The organism is Sphingopyxis sp. GW821-FHT02C12, from assembly GCF_059421785.1.
In genome coordinates, this window is sequence record NZ_JBWKVQ010000002.1 from 890664 (window position 1) to 910902 (window position 20239).

Consider the following 20239-nt stretch of genomic DNA (forward strand, 5'->3'; position numbering starts at 1 on the left):
TCATGGCACCACCTTTCAGCGTCAACGCCGAGCGGCGCGACCCTTACAAGACCTACAAGTTCCGCCTGCGCCTGCCCGACGGCGCTTATCTTGCGGGCCTCAGCAAGATGAGCGCGCTCAAGCGCAGCACCGAAGTCGTCAAGTTCCGCGAAGGCGGCGACCCGTCGACCTCGCGCAAGTCGCCGGGGCAGACCGAATATGAAGCGGTGACGCTCGAACGCGGGGTCACCCACGACACGACGTTCGAGCAATGGGCGAACAAGGTGTGGAACTTCGGCTCGGGTCTCGGCGCCGAGGTCTCGCTCAAGGATTTCCGCAAGGACCTCGTCCTCGAAATCTACAACGAGGCGGGGCAACTCGCGCTCGCCTACCGGCTGTTCCGCTGCTGGCCGTCGGAATTCGTGGCTTTCCCCGACCTTGACGCCTCGGCGAGCGCGGTCGCGATCCAGACGCTCAAGCTGGAGAATGAGGGCTGGGAACGCGACTATGACGTCGCCGAGCCCGCCGAGCCGAGCTTCACCGAACCGACGTTGTAACCGATGCGCCGGTTCACCGCCCTGGAGCTGATCGAGATCAGCGAAAGCGGCGCGTCGCTGGGACCCGCCGGCCGCGGGCTGTTGTTGCTCGCCGCCGGAGGCTGGCCCCGCGATGCGGCCGAAGCGCTGCCCGTCGGGGGGCGCGACCGGGCGCTGTTCGCCCTGCGCGCCGCGCAGTTCGGGCCGCGGATGGAGGTCGCGCAGGCCTGCACCCATTGCGCTGAGACGATGGAGTTCGCGCTCACCGCCGCCGATCTCGGGCGCGACGCCGCGGCGGACGCGGGCGCCCTTGTCGCGACGGTCGATGATGTCGCGGTCCGCGCGATCAGCGCCGGCGACCTCGCGGCATGCGAGCAGGGGGGCAATGCCGAGGCGGCGCGGCAAATCCTGCGCAGCCGCGTCGCACCCGATGGCGACAAGATCGACGACGACCGCCTCGACGCCATTCTTGCCAATCTCGACCCCGATACCGAACTCGACATCGCGGTCGCCTGCCCGGCGTGCGGCGGCGAACAGGCGCTGGCCTTCGATATCGCCGCCTTTTTCTGGGACGAACTGCTGCTGCGGGTGCCGCGATTGCTCGACGACGTCGCCGACCTCGCGCACGCCTTTCACTGGTCCGAACGCGACATCCTGGCGCTGACCGCGTCGCGGCGCAGCTTTTACCTGTCGCGGGTGCGCGCATGACCGGCCTGCTCGCCCGCATGGCGGCGCGCGCCACTGGCGAAATGCCCGTCGCGGCGCCGCGCATCCCGACGCGTTTCGAACCGCTGCCCGAGGAGTTGGGCGTGCCGCAACCCGCGCCCGCGCCACATGGGGCGCCGGTGCCGCCGCCGCCGCCATCCCCCGCAGGCATCCAGTCGATCGCACCCAGGGCCGCGCCCGCGCCCGCGTCTGTCCCTCCCGCAGCGATGGCCGCCGAATCCGTGCCGCTGACGCCCGCATCGATGCCCGCCGCCGCGTCGCCAGCTGCCATTCCGGCGGCGCCGATCACCACGCCGGCCCCTGCGGCAGCGGTGCAGCGCCGCGCCGCGCTCGCACCTCATGCATCCGGCCCGTCGCCCGCGCCCGCCGATGCGCCGCGCCCGGTCGCGGTCGGGGCCGTCCCCCCGGTCGAAACCGCTCCATTGCCCGGCGAGCGGGCAAGCCCGCTCGTCGCGGTGCGTATCGCCAGCACGGCGGCAACGCCCCCCGCACCGCAATCCGCTTCGCCGCGCATCGTCGCCGAAGCCGCGGAGTCCGCCCGCGTCGATGCGGCGGACGCTCCATCGATCGTGGCCCCGGTCCCGCCGGTGCCGGTCGCCGCACCGGCACGCGCCATCGAACCGGGGCCGCCTCCCTTCGCGGCGCCGGAACTCCCCGCCGCGAGCGACCTCGCGACAAGCATCGTCCCGATCGAGGCGAGCCGCCCCGCCGAGCGCGCCCCGGCTACCCCCGCTTTCCAGCACGCCGCGCCGCCGGCGCCCGCCGCCGCACCGCCGGTGGTCGAAATCCATATCGGCAGCGTCGAGGTTCGCGCTGCGCCGCTTGCCGCCGCGCCCGCCGCGCCGCCCGCACCGACATCGACCTCGCTCGACGCCTTCCTCGCGCAGGGGAGGGGGCGATGAGCAATTTTCGCGCCCTCGCCGTGGTCACCGCGACGCTCGAACATGTGCTGCAGGATGCGGCGAACCAGGCGGTCGGGCAGGCCGATGTGCGCGTCGGGGCGCCGACCGCGAAGCTCGCCGAGGACGGCAGCCCGCTGATCAACCTCTTCCTCTTCCGTGTCCTGCCCAACACCCAGCATCGCAACGACCATTTCCCGTCGCGCGACGGCGGCGGCAATCAGCGCGCGCGCGCCCGCGTCCATCTCGACCTTCATTATGTGCTCAGCTTCTATGGCGATGCCGCCAAGTTCGAGCCCGAACGGCTGTACGGCGCCGCCGCGCTCGCGCTGGAGCATGCGCCGGGCCTGTCGGTCGCCGCGATGGAGGCGGCGAGCGCCGATGCCGCGAACCAGACGATATTGGCCGCCGCCGATCTCGCCGCCGAGGGGCGGGCGATCGGCCTCGAACCCGAACAGCCCTCGCTCGAGGACTGGTCGAAGCTGTGGTCGGTCTTCTTCCAGGTGCCCTATGCGCTGTCGGCGACCTATGTCGTGCGCAACGTCGCGATCGAGACGCAGGACGATCCGGGTCCGCCGACCCCGGTCGCGACCCCCGAAATCTTCGCGGCGCCGATGGGGCCGCTGCAGATCCGCAGCATCGGGCCATCGGAGGGCCAGACCGGCCCCGCGCCATGGGGCGGCACGCTGCACCTCACCGGCACCGGCATCGCGCGCTTTGGCAACAGCCTGCGCATCGACGGCCAGCCGTTGGCGCTCGATGAGGATGGGATCTCGGGCGACGCGCTCGCGCTGCCGCTCGACGCCGCATTGTTCGGCGGCGTGGTGCCCAGGGCGGGCGCGCATCAGCTTGAGGTGGTCGCCGCGCCGGTCGATCCCGCGATGCCCGAACGGCTGCGGCGCGGGTCGAACGTCGTTGCCTTCGCGATCCTGCCGGTGATGACCCAGGTCGCCGCGGCGACCGGGCCGGGCAGCGCCGCCGGACTGCGCTCGGGGACCGTTACCGTCAACATCGATCCGCCGCTGCGCGCCGGCCAGTCGGCGACCCTGCTGCTCAACGCCTTCGGCCCCGGCCAGCTCGGCAACGCCGCGATCGAGGTGGTCGCGCCCGCGGCCTTCCCCGCGAGCCAGCTAGACTTCGCCTTCACCGACCTCGTCGCCGGGGATTATCTCGCCCGCGTCGATGTCGACGGTTTCGCCTCGCAGCCCGAGGTCGGCACCGATCCCCAGCAACCCAACTTCGGCCGCATCATCGGCCCGCTGGTCGACCTGTCATGACGGGAACGGCGAAATTGCGGCCGCTCGCCGATGCCTTTGCCGCAGTGGCAGGCTGGCTCGACGGCGGCAAGGCGGCGGCGCCGCGCACCCGCGCCGATGTCATCGCCGAACGCTTCGGACTCGACGCCTTCGGGCGCAACCTGTTGCTGCTCGGGGCCTGGGCCGCGCTCGATCCGGTCGCGGGCGACAAGATCGCGGCGCTGCACGGCGATCCGGGCCGCACCGTGCCGTCGCTTGGGCTGGCGCTGGTCAAACTGCCCGGCGCGAACTGGTCGGCGCTCGGCGCCGATGCACCGCTGCGCGGTTTCGGCCTCATTCGCATCGACAGCCGCGAAGGGCTGGGGGCGACACCCTTTTCGCTGGCCGAGGCGCTGCTGCTCGCGCTCGTCGACGCGCCGTCGCTGACCGAGGAACTGGCGCTGCAGGCGCGCCGCGTCGATCCGCCCGCAACCCTGTCGCCATCGCGCCAGCGCCTCGCCGATGCCGTCGCGCTGCGCATCGTCGGCGAACCCGACATGACGCTGCAACTCTGCGGCGCCGACCCGCTCGGCAAGGAACAGGCCGCCGCCGCGGCGCTCAAGGCGGCGAAGCGGCCGCTCTACGCCATCGGCGCCGCGGTCCTGCCCGGCGCGCCCGCCGATATCGCGCGGCTCGCGCAATTGTGGCGCCGCGACCTGACGCTGACCGGCGGCGCGCTGTTCGTCGATGCCGACCGGCTGAGCGACCCCGCATCGCTCGCGCTCTTCGCCTCGCTGGTCCAGCAGCCGCTGATTGTCGGTTCGCCCGATGCGCTGGCCTTGGGTCAGGCGCCGACCGTGCGGCTCGACATGCCGCGGCTCACCGCGCAGGAACAAGTGCCGCTGTGGCGCGACCGGCTTGGTCCCTATGCGAAGAAGCTCAACGGGACCATCGAGCGGCTGGCGGGCCATTTCCCGGTGTCGCCCGAACTCGCCGAGAGCGTCGCCGCCGAACTCGCGGTGCTCGCGCCGAACCCGGCGGCGAAGCCGAAGAAGGGCGCGCCCAAGATCGAGGATATCGCCTGGGATGCCGCGCGGCGGTTCGCGCGCCCGCGCATGGAGGACCTCGCGCGCCGCATCGACAGCGAGGCGAAGTGGAACGACCTCGTCCTGCCGCCGGCGCAAAAGGACGTGCTGAAGGCGATCATCGCGCAGGTCCGCAACCGCCCGACCGTTTACGAAAGCTGGGGCTTCGCCAAACGCAGCGCCGGGCGCGGGCTGGGCATCAGCGTGCTCTTCTCCGGGCCGTCGGGCGCCGGCAAGACGCTCGCGGGCGAAATCCTCGGCGCCGAACTCGGGCTCGACGTCTATCGTATCGACCTGTCGTCGATGATGTCGAAATGGATCGGCGAGACCGAGAAGAACCTCCGCCGCCTGTTCGACGCCGCCGAGGAGGGGGCCGCGATCCTCCAGTTCGACGAGGCCGACGCGCTGTTCGGCAAGCGCGGCGAGATCAATGAAAGCCGCGACCGTCACGCCAATATCGAGGTCAGCTATCTGCTCCAGCGGATCGAGGAATATCGCGGGCTGTCGATCCTGACGACGAACTTCCGCTCGAACATCGACAGCGCCTTCCTGCGCCGCCTGCGTTTCATCATCGATTTCGATTTTCCGGGGCAGACCGAGCGCGCCGAAATCTGGCAGCGTATCTTTCCCCAATCGACCCCGCGCGCCGCGCTCGATTTCGACCGGCTGTCGCAGCTCAACCTGTCGGGGGGCTCGATCCGCAACGTCGCGATGGGCGCCGCCTTCGCCGCCGCCGATCGCGGCCACGATGTCGGCATGGCGCATATCCTGTCCGCCGCGCGGCTCGAATATGAAAAGAGCGGTCGCTCGCTGACCAGCGCCGAGCTCAAGGGGTGGCTGTTGTGACCGCGCCGCAGCGCATCCGCCTGACGATCGACCGGCTGACGCTGGTCGGCGTCGCGCCCGGCGATGCCGCAGCGGTGCGCCGCGCGCTCGTCGCGGCGGTCGAGGCGCGGCTCGCCGGCGCCGATCTGGCGACGCTGACCGGCGACCGTTCGCGCCTGTCGCTGACCATCGCGCCGGTGCACGGTCCTGCCGCGCTCGGCCATGCGGCGGGACGCGCGATCGGCGGCCAATTGGCGGGGGCAGGGCGATGAGCACCGCCCACGCCGTCGCCGCGAAGGCCCATTCTGCGCCGAAAGCGGCCCCTCCGGTGATGCGCGCCGCGGCGCCGCAAGCCCGCTACGCCGCCCCGCCGATCGCCTCGCTCGCCGCCATCCCCGCGGTGCAGCGCGAGTGCGACGCTTGCGAGACCGAGGACAAGGAACCCGGTCTTCAGCGCCGCGCCAATGCGGCGGCGAGCGCCGCCTCGGTCCAGCGCAAATGCGCCGCCTGCGACAGCGAAGAGCAGGAAAGCGGCGTCCAGCCGCGGCTCGAAGTCGGCCCCGTCGGCGACCGCTACGAACAGGAAGCCGACGGCATCGCCGCGCAGGTGATGGCAATGCGCGATCCCGATGCCGCGCCGGTCGACGCCTCGACGACCGGCGGCGCGGTGCAGCGGGCGTGCGGCGCCTGTTCCTCCTCGTCCGAAGAACCCCGCGCCCGCCGCTTCGCCGATCCCGAGGAGGAAAAGGCGGGCAAGGTCCGGGCCCGCCGCGACGGCGGCGACGAAACCATCGCGGCGTCGGATACCCAATTGACCAGCGGCGGCAGCGAACTGCCCGCCGCGACGCGGAGCTTTTTCGAAAGCCGCATGGGCCGCGACCTCGGCGACGTGCGTGTCCACAGCGGCGGCGACGCGTCGGCGAAAAACGCCAGCATCTCGGCGCGTGCCTTCACCTACAAGAACCATGTCTGGCTCGGCGCCGGCGAAAGCGCCGCGCCCAGCTTCACGATGGCGCATGAACTCGCGCATGTGATGCAACAGACCGCGCCGGGGCCGGTCGGACCGGGCGTGGCCCGCCGTCCCGCCAGCGCCGCGCACCCGCGCGTCCGCCGCGCCAGCGTGCCCTTCTGGCTCCCCGCCGAATTCACGCTGCCCGGCGCGGCAGAGCCGGTGTCGGCGCTGATGACCAACACCGGCAAGCATCATGCCGCGGTCACCGCGCTCGCCAAGGCCAACAGCGGCTCGAATATCCTGACCGAGGTCATGATGCCCAACGCTAAGGCCGATGGCGCGGGTTGCGGACTCTGCGGCTTTGCCGACCTCTATCGCTCCGATCAGGGCACCGTCCCCGGCGTCGAACTCGATTGCGGCAAGACCGAACCGCCGACCGCACCGAAAGCGGCGGCGGGCCTGAAAGTCTTCGATGCCACCACAACGTCGAGCTGCGCCTTCGCCGCGAAGGGAGCGGCGGTCGCGGGGGCCTCGACGGGCAGCGGGCGGGCGCCGACGCTGGCCGCCGGCGCGCCGGTCGGCAGCATCTCGGGCATCCAGCTTGCCGACATGAAGCCCGGTCACAATGAATCGGCGCGCGCCAAGGGCGTCGAACAGATCAACAGCTATTTCGACGGCATGACGCTGGTGCGCGACAAGGCGCGCGCGGCTGGCGGCGCCAGCATCTACCAGTTTGGCAATCCGAAATTGATGCCGCAGACGCTGATGCCGAACATCCCGGGCAAATGGGATCCGAACCAGACGGGCGGCGACTGGCCGGTCAACAATATCCGGCTGCACATGGGGCCGCTCAACGATTTTTCGCCGCCGGGAATCAAGGGCCGCTGGTCGATCGCCAAGGACCCGATCAACAGCGGCATCTGGACCTATTTCCTCGCCCCCGAACCCGCCAGCCTCGCCGCCGCGATGAAGACGCCCGAGGCGAAGAAGCATGGCGTGAAATCGGCCAAGGCCAAGATCGACAAGATCATCGGCTGCCTGACCGCCCCGCCGTCGAGCCGCAAGGCTGCGTGCAAGCGCCCGCTGCCCAAGGCCCATCGCCGCCCGCTCGCCCGCTCGGCCGCGCCCGTTCGCGTCCAGCGCAAGACTCCGGTCCCCAAGACCGACCATTTCAACCTCGAAAACTGGAACAATCTGCGCCGCGGCACGGCGGGGAGCGGCAAGGGCGTCAGCCTCAAGACCCAACTCGACAAGGATTTCAAAAAGGACGTCCGCGAAAAGATCCGCTTCCAGGGTCGCGCGATCGAATCGATCGACTGGATGAAAAAGTCGCTCGGCGTCGAACGTCCCAAACCCAAGGATTCGGACGCCATGGTCGCGGGCCGCGACCTGCTCGAAAAGATGATGTTCTGGGCCGGGGAAACCCCGGTAGGCGACGTCGCGCGGATCTTCGGCATCCTGCGCAAGACGCTCGGCGGCGTGTTCATCAAGGCGGCGCAGGCCTATGAAAAGGTCAAGGCGAAGTTCCACGCGACCTTCAAGGGCGCGCCGTTCAAGACGTCGAACAGCTCGCCCGCGGCGCAGGCCGCGATGCGGGTCGCCAAGGCGGTCTTCATGACGATCGGCAAGATCGTGATCGCCAAGACGACCTCCGCCGTCGTCAAATGCATCGAAAGCGGCTTCGTCAATTTCATCAAGTCCAAGGTCGAAGGCGGGCTCGAGGATCTTCTGGCCCAGGCCGCCGAAGCCGAAAAATTCATCACCCAGATCAAGGACGATATCTTCGCGACGATCGAGACCGAGTTCGGCGCGATCATCAAGCCGTTCAAGGACGAACTCGACGAGATCGTCAGCGGTGCCAAGATGATCGCCAGCATCACCGGCGCGGTGGTCGAGGCGATCAAGGTCGTCCGCCTTGGATTCTGCCTTGCCGGGCTTGGGGCTGCGGGGGTCGGCGCGATAGTGACCTGCATCCTGTCGCTGGCCGACTATGTCGCGTCGAAATTCGGCTACTCGCCGCTCGACTGGCTCGTCCAGCGGATGATGAAGAGCTGCCCCGCGCGCCAGGTCATGGCCAAGGCGATCCTCGCGGTCGACACGGTGCGCAAGCTGCCGACCGTGCTGGCGCAGAAGATCCTGGCAAAACTCAAGGAGATCTTGCCCGCGCCGATCCAGCCGATGCTGTGCGACATCGACAAGATGGTGGCCGAGGACGTCGAGCTGAAGGACTATCAGTGCAAGACGGGCGCCGGCGACGAGTCCGACGGTGAAGGCGAAGGCGGCGGCAGCGGCGACGGCGGCGGACCGGCGGCACAGGAGGGCGATGCCGCCGATGGCGGCGGTAGCAAGGGCGAAGAGCAGGGCGGCGAGACGCCGGCCAAGGACAGCGGGCAAAGCGGATCGACCGGCACCCCCGGCATCGCGGGCGGCGGCGGCGAGGCCGAGAGCAAGGGCGGCGCGTCGCCGCCCGCGGGCACCAGCTCGGTCAAGGGCGGCACCGTCGTCACCGGCGATCCCAAGGTCGGTTCGGGCTTCATCGAATCGGGGATCAACTGGCAGCGCGCCTACAACAATGAAAATGTGAAGGTCCGCATCACGATCAACCTCGGCGACCGCATCATCCGCGACCAGCCCTGTACGATCCGCGTCGTCAACCTCGGCCCCGCCGAAGGCGGCGGCAAGCTCGCCTATTTCTACTTCCCCGACGATGCCGAACTGAAAAAGAGCGAAGGCACGTTCGTCATCACCTTGCCGGGTCAGGATCCCTATAACTGGAGCCCCAATCGCGGGCCCAAGCACAGCGCGGCCTTCCCGATCCGGGGGAGCGGGAAATGACCAACTTCCCCGGCTCCCCCAAAACGATCAAAGGCGCCATCGTCGGGCTCGACCTGTTCAACCCGCTCGCCTCGGTCGCGATCTTCCAATATAATCCCGAACAGATTTCACGCAGCCTGACGCCGCAATATTCGGAGGCCGGGGGCGGGCGGGCCGAGGCATTGCGGCTCGCCGGGCCGCCGACCGAAACGATCAGCGCCAACCTCAGCCTCGACCTGATCGACCAGATGGAACGCGGCGACGCCGGGCCGCTCGGCGCCGGAATCACCGGCTATCTCGCGGCGATGGAAATGCTGGTCTATCCCAAGTCGCTGCTCGTCGCCGCCAACCAGATATTGCTGCAGGTCGGCACGATGGAGGTGATCCCGCCGGTCGCCCCGCTCACCCTGTTCATCTACGGCTGGAAACGCGTCGTGCCGGTGAAGATCGAAAGCCTGTCGATCACCGAGACGATGCACGATCCCGACCTCAATCCGATCCGCGCCGACGTCGCCGTGTCGATGAAGGTGCTCACCTACAATGATCTCGCGGTCACCCACCCCGGCTTCTGGGCGTTCATGGCGCACCAGGTGGTCAAGGAGGTGCTCGCGACCGTCGCCAGCGTCGACAATGTCGGCGCGATGCTCGGCGGCGATGTGAAACTGTTCTGAAAGGCCGCACCGCATGTTCACGCTCACCAGCCGTTATGCCCATCAGCCGGTGCTCACCGCCGACCGCGGCGACGGGGTGACGGTGCGTTACGTGCTGCCGCGCATCCTGCCCGACCCCGCTGACACGCTGATCGCGACGCGCCACCGCGCCGTCGACGGCGACCGCATCGACCTGCTCGCCTGGCGCAACCTCGCCAGCCCGACCGCCTGGTGGATGATCGCCGACGCCAACCGGGTGACCCATCCCGCGGCGCTGCCCGGTCAGCCGGGCGACATCACGCTGATCCCCGTGCCGGGGACGGGAAGGGCCGCCGGATGAGCCTGCTCGGCAACATCCTCGGCATCCGCCTCAACCTGTTGATCGGGCCCAGCCCGGTCGCGCTGCCGGCGCCCGCCGACGTGATGAATGCGATCGCCGACCTCGAGGTTAAGCTGACCGACACCACCGAATCGGGCTTCAAGCTGTCGATCAACACCGGGCGCACCGGCCCGACCGATTTCCTCGAATCGCCGCTGATCATGCACCCGCAACTCCAGCGCGGCTGCCGCGCCATCGTCACCATGATCTTCGACGTGATCCCCTATGTGATCTTCGACGGGCTGGTGACCAAGCGCGAATATACGCCGGGCAACGGTTCGCGGTCGGGGGTGCTGACGCTGTTCGGCCGCGATCTCAGCATGGAACTCGACAAGGAGGTCAAGCAGACCGAGCATCCGGCGATGGACGAAACGATGATCGCGACGCTGATCGCCGTGTCCTATCCGCAGTTCGGCATGCTGCCGATGGTGCTGCCGCCCAAATTCATCGACCCGCCGATCCCGATCGACCGGGTGCCGCAGCAAAGCTGTTCGGACTGGGCCTATCTGCACCAGATGGCGCGCCGCCATGGCTATGAAACCTATATCGACCCCGGCCCGGTGCCGGGGATCAACACCCTCTATTGGGGGCCGCCGGTCAAGCCGGGGGTGCCGCAACGCACGCTGACGGTCGACATGGGGCCGGGGTCCGACGCCTATGACGTCACGACGTCGGAGGACGACACCGTGCTGACCTCGGTCGAGACCAAGGTGCTCGACCGGATCACCGGGGTCGAAATGCCGGTGATCGCGCTCGTCGGCAGCAATCCGCCGCTCGGCGCAATCCCCGAAACCGTCGCGCGGTTCGGTTCGACGCGCAGCGAGCCGATCACCACCACCGGGCTCAACATCGGCCAGGCGATGGGGCAAGCGCAGGCCAAGATCGACGAAGGCGCGAAAAAGGCCTTCACCGTGTCGGGCACCCTCGATTCGACGCGCTACAACGCCGCGCTCAAGGCACGCGACCTGGTGTTCCTGCGCGGCGCCGGGCTCAGCTATGGCGGGCTCTACAAGGTGTCGGAGGTCCGCCACCTGATCAGGCCGGGCAGCTATGAGCAGCAGTTCATGCTGACCCGTGGCGACCGCCTGCCGATGGCGCCGATGGTGCTGCCATGAACCCCGCCGACGCCTGCCCGACCTTTTACGGCAAATATCGCGGCACGGTCGAAAACCCCGCCGACCTGCAGGGCATCGGCCGTATCCAGGTCAGCGTGCCGGGGGTGCTCGGCGACGGCACGCTCGCCTGGGCGATGCCGTGCCTGCCCGGTGCCGGCCCCGGCGTCGGCCTCTACGCGATCCCGCCCAAGGGCGCGAAAGTGTGGGTCGAGTTCGAGGGCGGCAATCCCGACTATCCGATCTGGTCGGGCGGCTTCTGGGACCTTGGCGACACCCCCGCGCCGCCGGGACCGGTCGGTTTCCTGACCAAGGCGTGGAAGGGGGAGAATTTCAGCCTCGAAATCTTCGACATCCCCGGCGCCCCGACGCTGGCGCTCGAACTCACCACCGCGATGGGGCCCGCCAAGATCGAGGCCGATCCCACCGGCCTCACCATCACCCACGGCGCCAGCACGGTGAAGCTCGCGATCGACGGCGTGTCGATCAACGGCGCCAATTTGAAGATATTGCCATGACGATCCCGCTCGTCACCATGGCCTCGGTCGCCCAATGCCCGCACGCCATCCCCGGCACCTTGTTGTCGTCGGCGTCGAAGGTGCTGGTCGTTGGCGCGCCGCCGCTGGTGATGGGCGACAAGGGCATGGTCGCGGGCTGCCCGTTTCAGCTTCCCGCGGGTCCGACGCCGTCACCCTGCGTCACGCTGCAACTGCTCGGCGCGTCGAGCAAGGTGATGGTCGAGGGCAAGCCCGCGCTCAAGATGAACCCCGGCGACCTCGGCATCGCCGCGACCCAGGCGCCGCAGGGTCCGGTCGTGTGGGCGAGCGTCCAGACCAAGGTGCTCGCGCTATGACCCACTTCGGCTTTCCCTATCGCATCGACGCCAATGGTGGCACCGCGGGCGCGGCGCATGAGGCGCATATCCGCGAGATGATCGAGCTGTTGCTGTTCACGCGGCGCGGCGAGCGCGTCAACCGCCCCGATTTCGGCGCCGGGGTCAACGACCTTGTCTTCTCCGAAAACGCGCCCGAACTCGCGGCGGCGGCGCAGCATATGGTGATGGCGGCGCTGCAACAATGGCTGTCGGGCGCGATCGAGGTGCGCGGGGTCGAAACCGCCGCCGAGGACAGCCGCCTCGCGATCACCGTCCGCTACCGTCCGCTCGACGAGGCGCGAGAGCGTGTCGTCACCGTGGAGCAGGTGTTTTGACCGCCGCCTTCCAATATTGCGGCACCGAGCGCCGCCGCCAGCGCGTCGCCGAGGCGAATGTCGACACCGGCGGCGGGGTGCTGCTGAACGGAATCGACTATCTCGAGGTCGTCGACCGCGACGCGCCGACTCCTGAGCTGCGCCAGCGGCTGCTGACGCTCGTCTTCCTGCGCGACGACGGCGTTCTCGCGGCGGGGGTGCCGTTGCTCGACGCCGACAATTTTCGCATCGACGGCGGCACCCGCGTCACCGGCATCCGCGTCACCGATGTCGCGGCGGGGCCGGTGGCGCACAGCCTGACGCTGACGCTCGACGCCGCGGGCGATTATTCGCCCTATCGGCTGTCGGTGCGGCTCGGGGCGGTCAATGACACGGTGCCGCCCTTCCTCGACCCGATGCTCGCCGCGCTCGATTTCAGCTTCAAGGCCGAATGCCCCTCGGCCTTCGACTGCGCCGCGCCCGATGGGCCCGGCGCGCCGCGCGCCTTCGGCCCGCCGATCGACTATCTCGCCAAGGATTATGACAGTTTCCGCCAGCTGATGCTCGACCGCATGGCGGTCAGCCTGCCGGGCTGGACCGAACGCAGCCCCGCCGACCTCGGCGTGACGCTGGTCGAGGCGCTGGCCTATGCCGCCGACCAGACGAGCTGGTTCCAGGACGCGGTGGGGACCGAGGCGTTTTTTGGTCGCGCCCGGCTGCGCCAGTCGATCCTCCGCCACGCCCGGCTGCTCGGCTACAGCGCGTCCGAAGGCTGCAATGCGCGGGTGCCGGTGATGGTCACCGCGCGGTCGAATGTCACGCGCGCCGCGGGGCAGCCGCCGATCCTGCCCGTCGGCACCCGCCTGCTGACCAGCCCGATCGATCTTCCCGCGACCTTCGCGCCGGTCCAGCCGCGCGATCCCGAGATTTTCGAGGAACTGGTCGGCGGCGGCGCGCTGGTCTTCGAAACGCTGCAGGACCTGCGCTCGCTGCGTGTCGCGCGCAACGCGATGCGGCTCCACGACTGGGGCGATGCCGCCTGCTGCCTGCCCGCCGGGTCGACCACCGCCTTCCTCGTCGGCACCCGCGCAGCGCTCGGCCTCGCGCGCGGCGACCTGATCCTGTTCAAGGAACGCATCCCGTTCGGCGGCGGCGAGGCCGACCCGCCCGATCCGGCGCACCGCCAGCTCGTGCGGCTGTCCGCCGACCCGGTCGATGTCGTCGATCCGGTGATGGCCAAGGCGCTGGTCCGCATCGACTGGTTCGCCGACGACGCGCTGACCTTCCCGCTCAACCTCACCCCCAATGGCGCGCTGGCGCACGGCAACATCATCCTCGCCGACGAGGGCCGCACGATCGACTATGGGCTGACCCCGGCCCAGGCGCGCGAGGACGGTATCGCGGTCGGCGGTCCCGACCGCTCGGGGCTCGCGCCCGACGACGGCCCGGGCGCGCTGCTGCGCTACCGCCTCGCCGCCGACGCGATCGTCCATGGCGTCGGCTACGATGGCGAGGCCGCGCGGGGCCAGTCCGCGCGCGTGGCGCTTGCGCCCGCCGGCCAGCCGCTCGCCGCGGTCGAACTTGCCGGCGACGGCGAAAGCTGGCGCGCGGTGTCCGACCTGCTCGCCTCCGATCCCTTCGCCCCCGAATTCGTCATCGAGGCCACCGACGCCGCCCATTATGCGCGCTTCGGCGACGGCTCGGCGGGGCGGCGCCCGACCGACGGCGCGGCGATGACCGCGCGCATCCGCCACGGCGGCGGCCGCCGCGGCAACATCGGGATCAACGCGATCGCGCATGTCGTGACCGACGACGGCGGCGCAATCGCGGGCGTTCGCAATCCCTTGGCGGGTATCGGCGGCCGCGACCGCGAACCCGCCGCCGCGATCCGCGTCGCCGCTCCGCAGCACTTTCGCAAACAACGCCGCGCCGTCACCCCCGGCGACTATGTCGCCGCCGCCGAGACACATCCGCAAGTCCAGCGCGCCTATGGCGAACGGCGCTGGACCGGCAGCTGGAACACCATCTTCCTCGCGATCGACCGCCGCGGCGGCGGCGCGGTCGACGAGGCGTTCGAAGGCGCGCTGCGCGATCATCTCGCCAGCTATCGCCTCGCGGGTCACGACCTCGAAATCGTGCCGCCGCGCTTCGTGCCGCTCGACATCAGGCTTTTCGTCTGCGTCTGCTCGGATCATTATGCCGGCGATGTGGAGCGCGACCTGCTCGACATCTTCTCCGCGCGGCTGATGCGCGATGGCCGGCCCGGCTTCTTCCATCCCGACAATTTCAGCTTCGGCGACAATATCCTGCTCTCACCGATCATTGCGCGCGCGATGCAGGTGACCGGGGTGCAATGGATCGGCACGCGCGACGGGGCAGGGGCGGTCAAGGGCCGCTTCGGGCGGCTCGACCAGCCCGGCATCGATTTCGCCGACGACGCCGAAATTCCGATCGCGCCGAACGAGGTCGCGCGGCTCGACAATGATCCGACCTTTCCCGATTTCGGGCGCATCGCCTTTCTGATGGCGGGAGGACGCTGATGGCGCACAAGCCCCCCGCCAATATCTGCGGCGCGACCGACCGCGACGAAAAGCGCCCCGACAACCGGCCGGGGCTCGCCTCGATCGCCTATCGCATCGGCACCTATCCCGAATTCATCGATCGTATGTTGTGGCAATTGCCGCGCCAGACCGTGATCGACCCCGACAGCAAGGCCGCTCTCCAGCCGCTGGCGGATTTACGCACGCGCGCGACCGACGATCCGACAATCGCGCTGTTCGACGGCTTCGCGGCGACGCTCGACATACTCAGTTTCTACAGCGAGCGCGTCGCCAACGAAGCCTATGTCGGCACCGCGACGCAGCGCCGCTCGCTCGTCGAAATGGCGCGGATGATCGGCTACGAGCCTGCTCCCGGGGTTGCGGCGTCGGTCGCCTTGTCCTTCACCGTCGAGGCGTCGGACGATCCTTATCGCGCCGTCGAGATCCCCGTCGGGGTGCAGGCGATGTCGGTGCCGACGCGCAAGGGCGAATTGCCGCAGGTGTTCGAAACCGTCGCCCCGATCACCGCACGCGCCGAATGGAATGCGATGCCGGCGCGCACGCTGTACCAGCAGCCGCTGGCGCTGTTCCACGATAGCGGCAATCCCGCTCATGCCGACAACGGCAATATCTTCCTCTTCGACCTCGACAATAGTTTCAAGCTGCCGGTGCCGGGCGAGCCGCTGGAACCCGGGCAGGTGGCGCCGCGCCTGTTCAGCGACGTCGCGGCGCTGGCGCCCTATCATCCGATCGATGGCGACACCGACCTCGCCGGCGAACTCGCCGAACGGATCGCTGCCCATGCGCTGAATCCCGAGGTCGAGCCGGTGCTGCGCGCGCTGCCGGTCGACGAGATATATTTGCGCGGCACCGGGCTGGGGCTGCGGCCCGGACAGCGTATCGTCGTTGTCGGGGTCATCGTCGCCGCCGACGACACGCGGCAGGTCGCGGCTTCGACGCTGCGCGTGGTCAGCGCGGCCGACGATCGCGACTTTGGCGTCACCCGGCTCATCGCGACGCGCGGCGGCGAAACGCCCGACGCGGTGAAACGATCGCCCGCGCGCCGCTCGCCGCGCTTCAAACGGCTGGCGATGCCCACCGTGCGGCTCGCGTTCACCAGCGACACGGTGAAGACTGTCGTGCGCCAGGCGGTGTGGACCGGTCCCGCGCTGACCGCGCTGGTCAAGAGCCAGTCCTGGTCGCGGGTCAAGCTGATGCATCTCGTTCGCCGCCAGAAACAGGTCGACGCGCCGCAAACCTCCGAAGCGCGGCCGGGCCTCTATGTGCTGCGCGACGATTGCAGTTTCTTCGGCTCAGCCGCGCCCAAATATGCCTCGCTCCCCGCCGGTCATGGCCATGGCGCCAGCTGGGATTCGGGCGACGTGGCGATCTGGACCGACAGCCAGGGCGTTCAACTAACCGGCGCGCATGTCTTCCTCGAGCGCGAGGTGAAGGAGATCGTCCCCGACGGCTGGGCGGCGATCGAGACGCCCGACGGCGAGGCGATGGTGTTCCGCGTCGCGGCGGTGGCGACGCAAGCGCGCGCCGACTTCGCGCTCACCGGCAAGAGCAGCGGGGTCAGCTTCCGCCAGCCCGACGGCAGCGCGCTCACGATCCCCGCGCCGGGCGACGCGTCGCCGCTCAACGACTTCCTCTTCCGCACCGCGCATCTCTTCGGCGCCAGCGCGCCGCTCGCCCTCGCCGGTACCCCGATCCGCGACGACATCGCCGCCGGGGCCGATGCGATCGATCTCGATGCGCTCTATCTCGACCTCGTCGATGGCCAGACGATCTCGATCGCCGGCGACCGCAGCGACGCCGACGGCCTCGCGGAAAGCGAGACGCTGACGGTCAGCGACGTCGTCCATATCGGCGGCTTCACCCGGCTGCTGCTCAAGAGCGGCCCCGAATACAGCTATCGCCGCCCGACCGTCACCGTGAACGCCAACATGGCCGCCGCGACTCATGGCGAGACCTATGAGGAGCAATTGGGCTCGGGCGATGCCGCGCAGATTTTCCAGCGCTTCAAGCTGACCAAGGCGCCGCTCACCTATGTCAGCGCCGAGACGCCGACCGGCCGCGCCTCGTCGCTCGCCATCCGCGTCGACGGGCTGCTGTGGCACGAGGTGCCGACGCTCTACGACGCCGGACCCGACGACCGCGTCTATGCGGTGCGCGGCGAGGATGACGGCAATACATGGGTGCAGTTCGGCGACGGCCTTCGCGGCAGCCGCCTGCCGACCGGACAACTCAACATTATCGCCACCTATCGCGCCGGCATCGGCCTTGCGGGCGAGGTCGCCGACGAGGCGATCATCCAGCTCAAGACCCGCCCGCTCGGCATCCGCTCGGTGGTCAATCCCAGCCGCGCGAGCGGCAGCGCCGCACCCGAGAGCCTCGCCGACATTCGCCAGGGCGCGCCGCGCGACGTCAAGACGCTGGGGCGGATCGTCTCGTTGATCGACTATCGCGATTTCGCCGCGAACTTCGCCGGGGTCGGCAAGGCTTTGGCGGCGCAGCTCTGGTCGGGCAGCCGCCAGCTCGTCCTCGTCAGCATCACCGGCACCAGCGACGTCATTCTCGACGACGATGCGCCGGTCATCGCCAACCTCCAGGCCGCCGCCGACGCCGCGCGCGACCGGTCGCACCGGCTCGTCGTCATGCCCGCGGCGCGGCGTTTCTTCCAGCTGGCGGCGCGATTGTTCCACCACCCGGATTATCGCGCCGAGGATGTCGATCTCGCGGCGAGGGCGCTGCTGCTCGACACCTTCGGCTTCGCGCGCCGCAATATCGGCCAGGTCGTCAGCGCCGCCGAAGTCATCGCGGCGCTGCAGGCGGTGCCCGGCGTCGTCGGGGTCGATCTCGACCAGCTCGCGCTGATCTCCGACGGCGGTGCGCCGGTTGGCGCGGCGAGCCTCGCGACCGTGCTGCCGGCACAGGGGGCGCGGCTGTTGCCCGCGACCGAAAACGCCGACTTCGCCGCCGCCGAACTCGTCACCCTGCTCGAAGCCGGCATCGCGCTGACCGTGGAGGCCGCCCGTGCATAATCGTCCGCCCGTGCCGCTGATCGAACTGCTGCCACAGCATCTGCGCAACCGCGACGCCGGCGAGGGCCGGGCGCTCGAAGCGCTGATGGGCCTGCTCGCCGGCGAACTCGCGGTGGTCGAGCGCGACCTCGACCAGCTCTACGACAATTGGTTCATCGAAAGCTGCGAACCCTGGGTCATCCCCTATATCGGCGCGCTGATCGGGGCGCGGCCGATGCGCAGCTTCGGCGCCGGCGAGGTCGGCCTGCGCAGCTATATCGCCAACACCCTCGGTTATCGCCAGGCGAAGGGCACCGCCGCCGCGATCGAACAGATCGCGCGCGACGTCACCGGCTGGCCAGTCGTCGCGGTCGAATTTTTCCAGAAGTTGATCTGGAGCCAGCACGTCAACCATGTCCGCCCCGGCGCGCTCGGCACCGCGTCGATCCGCGATGCCGAGGCCGCGCGGCTGAGCGAAGGGGCGTTCGGCACCGCGTGCCACAGCGCCGCCGCCGGACCCGCCGACAGCCTGTCGGGGCGCCACGCGATCCCGCATGTCGGGCTGTTCATCTGGCGGCTCGACGCCTTTCCGCTCGGCTTCCTCTCGAACGCGGCGGCGGGCTATGTCGGCGGGCTGGTGCCGCGCGCCTCGGCGATCGGCCCGGGCTTCCGCCATTTCGACCCGCTCGGCGCCGACCGCGCTTTGTTCAACCGGCCCAAGGCGGACCGCTCGATCGCCGGGCGCGTCGATATGCGCATGGTCCCCGCGCCGCTCGACCGGCGGCTGCTCCACCGCGACCTCAACCGGCTCCGCGACGGCGGACAGAGCGGCTGGTTCGACGAGGCGCCGGTGCTCCGCATCCGGCTCGGCGGCGCCGAGGTGCCGCCCGAGCGGCTGCACAGCTGCAACCTCGAAACGCGCGACGATGGCGGGGGCAACCCGACCTGGCGGCGGCCCGAACAGGCCGGGCATGTCCTGTTCGATCCCGAACTCGGCCGCCTCGCGCTCCACGCGACCGATCAGGGCAAAAGCGTCGAGACGAGCTGCGCCTTCGCCGCGCCGTTCCCGATCGGCGGCGGTCCCTACGACCGGACCGCCAGCGTCGCCGCCTGGCGCGAGGAGCTCTTTGTCGAAGGCGCTACAGCACCGTGGGTGATCGGCGTCTCGGCGCGCGCCGAGGACCAGACCGACAATGTGTTGCAGGGCGGGGTGGTGGTCGCGTCGCTCGCCGAAGCGATCGCCCGCTGGAATGCGGCGGCGAGCGCGGGCACGCGTGGGCTGATCCTGATGCTCGACAATGCGAGCTATGCCGAGGACCTCAGCGATGCCGCGCATATCCTGAAGATCCCCGCGGGCGCGCGGCTGGCGATCGCGGCGATGGCCTGGCCGACGGTCGAACGCGCCGGCGGGGTGATCGAACGCGACCTCACGGCGCTCGCGCCGATGTATCGCCGCCCGCATATCCGCGGCGACCTGCGCGTGCGCGGCATCGCGCCGGGGGCGGGGCAGGAGGCCGGACGGCTCATTCTCGATGGTCTGCTGGTCGAGGGCGAGGTGGCGATCATGGCGGGCGCGCTCGGCTCGCTCGATCTGCGCCACTGCACGATCGGCGCATCGGCGGCGGGGCTGGCCAAGGGGCTGCGCGTGATTTCGCAAAATGGCGAACTTGCGGTCATGGTCGATCATAGCATCACCGGCCCGCTCGCGCTCGGCCCGGCGGGCGGCGGACTTCGCATCGCCGACTCGATCATCGGAGAGGATCGTGACCTGCAGGCCGATCCCGACCTGCTCGCCCTCGTGGTCGATGCGCCTGCCGCGGACGCCGACATCGCGCGCAGCACGGTCTTCGGGCGGACCATAGTCCGCTCGATCGAGGCCGAGAACAGCCTGTTCCTCGGCACCGCGCGCGCCGCGCAGCGCCAGCGCGGCTGCGTGCGCTTCTGTTACGCGCCGCTCACCTCCCGCGTCCCGCGCCGCTACCGCTGCCAGCCCGACATGGTCATCGCCTACGCCGAGCAGGGCGCCCCGGCGCCCTTGCCCGAAACCGAGAAGCGGCGCCTCGCGCGCAGCGTGACGCCAATCTTCACCGCCAGCGCCTATCCCGCCAGCGCCTTCGGACAGCTCGCACTGGCCTGTCCGGATGCGGTGGCGGCGGGCGCCTTCGGCGGCGCCGAAATGGGCGCCGGCTTCGGCGCCGGTGTGCCGTTCCGGCGCGCCAATCTTGACGACATGCTCGACGAATATCTGCCGTTCGGACTGGTGGCGGCACCCCTGTTCCAGACCTGAGGACAA

The 20239-nt window shown here is 69.8% G+C and carries 16 protein-coding genes; all 16 read left to right on the forward strand.

All coding sequences use genetic code 11. The annotated features are described in order from the left end of the window. Positions 1 to 2: 2 nt before the first annotated feature. From AC07U1_RS19560 to AC07U1_RS19635, 16 genes are read left to right on the forward strand one after another with little or no spacing between them, the layout of a single operon-like run. Positions 3 to 536, forward strand: coding sequence for a phage tail protein (locus AC07U1_RS19560; protein WP_056350605.1), 534 nt, complete (start codon positions 3 to 5; stop codon positions 534 to 536). Positions 537 to 539: 3 nt separating this feature from the next. Further along, the gene (locus AC07U1_RS19565) at positions 540 to 1223 is read left to right on the forward strand and encodes a hypothetical protein (RefSeq protein ID WP_495177820.1); all 684 of its coding nucleotides are present in this window, start codon (positions 540 to 542) and stop codon (positions 1221 to 1223) included. Next, a complete protein-coding gene (locus AC07U1_RS19570; RefSeq protein ID WP_495177819.1) occupies positions 1220 to 2143 on the forward strand; it encodes a hypothetical protein in 924 nt (307 codons plus the stop codon). The genes AC07U1_RS19565 and AC07U1_RS19570 overlap by 4 nt, the downstream gene beginning before the upstream one ends. After that, positions 2140 to 3417: a Pvc16 family protein gene (locus AC07U1_RS19575; protein ID WP_495177818.1), complete on the forward strand. Its 1278-nt coding sequence runs from the start codon at positions 2140 to 2142 to the stop codon at positions 3415 to 3417. The genes AC07U1_RS19570 and AC07U1_RS19575 overlap by 4 nt, the downstream gene beginning before the upstream one ends. Further along, entirely contained in the window at positions 3414 to 5306 is a 1893-nt protein-coding gene (locus AC07U1_RS19580) for an ATP-binding protein (RefSeq protein ID WP_495177817.1), read from the forward strand. The genes AC07U1_RS19575 and AC07U1_RS19580 overlap by 4 nt, the downstream gene beginning before the upstream one ends. Further along, positions 5303 to 5557: a hypothetical protein gene (locus tag AC07U1_RS19585; RefSeq protein WP_495177816.1), complete on the forward strand. Its 255-nt coding sequence runs from the start codon at positions 5303 to 5305 to the stop codon at positions 5555 to 5557. Before AC07U1_RS19580 ends, AC07U1_RS19585 begins: the two co-directional genes overlap by 4 nt. Continuing rightward, positions 5554 to 9072, forward strand: coding sequence for an eCIS core domain-containing protein (locus tag AC07U1_RS19590; RefSeq protein ID WP_495177815.1), 3519 nt, complete (start codon positions 5554 to 5556; stop codon positions 9070 to 9072). Before AC07U1_RS19585 ends, AC07U1_RS19590 begins: the two co-directional genes overlap by 4 nt. Then, complete coding sequence (locus AC07U1_RS19595; RefSeq protein WP_056350620.1) at positions 9069 to 9722, forward strand: SH2 domain-containing protein; 654 nt, start codon at positions 9069 to 9071, stop codon at positions 9720 to 9722. The genes AC07U1_RS19590 and AC07U1_RS19595 overlap by 4 nt, the downstream gene beginning before the upstream one ends. A gap of 13 nt (positions 9723 to 9735) precedes the next feature. Continuing rightward, on the forward strand, positions 9736 to 10041 hold the full coding sequence (locus AC07U1_RS19600) for a hypothetical protein (RefSeq protein ID WP_495177814.1): 306 nt from the start codon (positions 9736 to 9738) through the stop codon (positions 10039 to 10041). Next, entirely contained in the window at positions 10038 to 11195 is a 1158-nt protein-coding gene (locus AC07U1_RS19605; protein WP_492739242.1) for a hypothetical protein, read from the forward strand. Before AC07U1_RS19600 ends, AC07U1_RS19605 begins: the two co-directional genes overlap by 4 nt. Next, positions 11192 to 11710 (forward strand): phage baseplate assembly protein V, encoded by a 519-nt coding sequence (locus AC07U1_RS19610; protein WP_187142185.1) that lies wholly within the window; start codon positions 11192 to 11194, stop codon positions 11708 to 11710. The genes AC07U1_RS19605 and AC07U1_RS19610 overlap by 4 nt, the downstream gene beginning before the upstream one ends. Then, positions 11707 to 12045, forward strand: coding sequence for a hypothetical protein (locus AC07U1_RS19615; RefSeq protein ID WP_056350627.1), 339 nt, complete (start codon positions 11707 to 11709; stop codon positions 12043 to 12045). The genes AC07U1_RS19610 and AC07U1_RS19615 overlap by 4 nt, the downstream gene beginning before the upstream one ends. Continuing rightward, on the forward strand, positions 12042 to 12401 hold the full coding sequence (locus AC07U1_RS19620; protein ID WP_056350629.1) for a GPW/gp25 family protein: 360 nt from the start codon (positions 12042 to 12044) through the stop codon (positions 12399 to 12401). Before AC07U1_RS19615 ends, AC07U1_RS19620 begins: the two co-directional genes overlap by 4 nt. Further along, the gene (locus tag AC07U1_RS19625; RefSeq protein ID WP_495177813.1) at positions 12398 to 14920 is read left to right on the forward strand and encodes a baseplate J/gp47 family protein; all 2523 of its coding nucleotides are present in this window, start codon (positions 12398 to 12400) and stop codon (positions 14918 to 14920) included. Before AC07U1_RS19620 ends, AC07U1_RS19625 begins: the two co-directional genes overlap by 4 nt. After that, the gene (locus AC07U1_RS19630; protein ID WP_495177812.1) at positions 14920 to 17967 is read left to right on the forward strand and encodes a putative baseplate assembly protein; all 3048 of its coding nucleotides are present in this window, start codon (positions 14920 to 14922) and stop codon (positions 17965 to 17967) included. Before AC07U1_RS19625 ends, AC07U1_RS19630 begins: the two co-directional genes overlap by 1 nt. Further along, positions 17960 to 20233, forward strand: coding sequence for a hypothetical protein (locus tag AC07U1_RS19635; protein ID WP_495177811.1), 2274 nt, complete (start codon positions 17960 to 17962; stop codon positions 20231 to 20233). The genes AC07U1_RS19630 and AC07U1_RS19635 overlap by 8 nt, the downstream gene beginning before the upstream one ends. The last annotated feature ends 6 nt before the right edge of the window (positions 20234 to 20239 follow it).